This is a genomic window from Streptomyces calidiresistens (assembly GCF_014141525.1).
Taxonomy (GTDB): domain Bacteria; phylum Actinomycetota; class Actinomycetes; order Streptomycetales; family Streptomycetaceae; genus Streptomyces; species Streptomyces calidiresistens.
This window is the reverse complement of record NZ_VKHS01000828.1, coordinates 1-2,269: the sequence shown is the minus strand read 5'-3', so window position 1 is coordinate 2,269 and position 2,269 is coordinate 1. Positions and strand designations below refer to the sequence as shown.

2 protein-coding genes are annotated in these 2,269 nt (G+C 71.0%); both read left to right on the top strand.

Features of this window, described 5'->3' with window-relative positions; all coding sequences use genetic code 11:
- Positions 1-285: 285 nt before the first annotated feature.
- Complete coding sequence (locus tag FOE67_RS23195; RefSeq protein ID WP_182666790.1) at positions 286-489, top strand: cold-shock protein; 204 nt, start codon at positions 286-288, stop codon at positions 487-489.
- Between the two features lie 274 nt (positions 490-763).
- On the top strand, positions 764-2,269 hold a 1,506-nt coding region (locus tag FOE67_RS23190), incomplete at its 3' end, for a DEAD/DEAH box helicase (RefSeq protein ID WP_182666789.1).

The following is a 2,269-nucleotide window of genomic DNA, read 5'->3' as shown; positions in this document are numbered from 1 at the left end:
GGGGAGGTCGGGGCGGTGCGGGGTCGCCCGGCATGAGCAACGCTGTGGCCGGGGCCGGGGCATACCTGTGCCGGCGAAGTGAGAAATGGGTTCGGCGGGCGATGAATATTCCCCGGATCGGTGACGGTCGGAAAATATTTCGTCGCAGGCGGCGGTGGAGGGCGTGCTAGTGTCGTTCCCAGTTGCAGTAGTGGTTGCCTGAAGGTTTTTCCGACGGGGTGATCATCACGGCGACCGGAGTTCACGAGGTGTGGGCTCCGAGCACCGTCCTGAAGGAGATTCATTATGGCTTCCGGTACCGTGAAGTGGTTCAACTCGGAAAAGGGCTTCGGCTTCATCGAGCAGGACGGCGGCGGCCCCGACGTCTTCGCCCACTACTCGAACATCGCCGCCCAGGGCTTCCGTGAGCTGCTCGAGGGCCAGAAGGTGACCTTCGAGATCGCGCAGGGCCAGAAGGGCCCGACCGCCGAGAACATCGTTCCGGCCTGACGCGCTCGACGCTCACGCGTACATCGCGGCCGGGGCCCGCACCTTGGGGTGCGGGCCCCGGCTCGCTGTTTTCGGGATTCCGGGGATTCGACGGGTTGCTTCCGTCGCCCATTCGACGCCTCCGACCGTCGGGAAAGCGATGCGAACGCATCGGTTTCCCGGAACATCGGGTGGCCGCTCCGGATCCATCATCCCGGCTCGTTCCTGCGATTCTCTGCGCCACTCGTGTGCTGCGGGAATTCCTTGGTACGCGCCGCATCAAGGAAGGTTCCGTATGAACCGCACACGCACGTACGACCGTTCCGGCCGCGGCTTCGCCGCCGGATCGGGGACCGGTGGCTCCGGCGCGGGCCGGGGCGCCGCCCGTTTCGGGGGAGACGCCTCCCGCCGCTCCGGCCCCCCGCGTCGCTCCCGGAGTTCCGCCCCCCGGCAGGCTCCCCGGGGCGAGTTCGCTCTTCCGAAGACCGTCACGCCCGCCCTGCCGCCGGTGGAGGCCTTCGCCGATCTCGACATGCCGGCCCCCCTGTTGGCCGCTCTCGCCCGGGAGGGTGTGAGCGTGCCGTTCCCCATCCAGGGGGCGACGCTCCCCAACTCCCTGGCGGGACGCGACGTGTTGGGCCGTGGTCGCACGGGCTCGGGCAAGACCCTCGCGTTCGGTCTGGCGATGCTGGCCCGCACGGCCGGTCGTCGTGCCGAGCCGCGTCGGCCGCTGAGCCTGGTCCTGGTGCCCACCCGTGAGTTGGCCCAGCAGGTCACCGACGCCCTCGCCCCGTACGCGCGCGCCCTGCACCTGCGGTCGGCCACCGTCGTCGGCGGGATGTCGATCGGCCGGCAGGCCAACGCCCTGCGCTCGGGCGCGGAGGTGGTCGTCGCCACGCCGGGTCGGCTGAAGGACCTGATCGACCGGGGCGACTGCCGACTGGACGATGTCGGCATCACCGTCCTGGACGAGGCCGACCAGATGACGGACATGGGCTTCATGCCGCAGGTCACCGCGCTGCTGGACCGGGTGCGTCCGGACGGGCAGCGGATGCTCTTCTCGGCGACCCTGGACCGCAACGTCGACCTGCTGGTCCGCCGCTACCTGTCCGACCCGGTGGTGCACTCCGTCGATCCCTCGGCGGGCGCGGTCACCACGATGGAGCACCACCTGCTCCACGTCGAGGAGGACGACAAGCGCCGGACCACCACCGAGATCGCGGCGCGGGACGGCCGGGTGATCATGTTCCTGGACACCAAGCGCGCCGTGGACCGGTTGACCAAGCACCTGTTGAGCAACGGGGTGCGGGCCGCCGCCCTGCACGGCGGCAGGACCCAGCCGCAGCGCACCCGGACCCTGGAGGGGTTCAAGAACGGGCACGTGACGGTGCTGGTGGCGACGAACGTCGCGGCGCGCGGCATCCACGTGGACGACCTCGACCTGGTCGTCAACGTCGATCCGCCCAACGATCACAAGGACTACCTGCACCGGGGCGGTCGCACCGCCCGGGCCGGGGAGTCCGGCAGTGTCGTCACCCTGGTGACGCCCGCCCAGCGTCGCGAGATGAGCCGGCTGATGGCGACGGCGGGCATCACGCCGCGGGTCACCCGGGTGCGTGCGGGCGAGGAGGAGCTGAGCCGGATCACGGGGGCCCGGGAGCCCTCCGGGGTGCCGGTCGTCATCCCCGCCCCGGCGCCGGAGCGGCCCCGGGCCGGCGGGGCCGTGAACTCCTCGTCCCGCGGTCGTCGCGGGCGTTCCGGTGGGGCCCGTTCCGGTGGGGGACGTTCCGGTGGTGGAGCG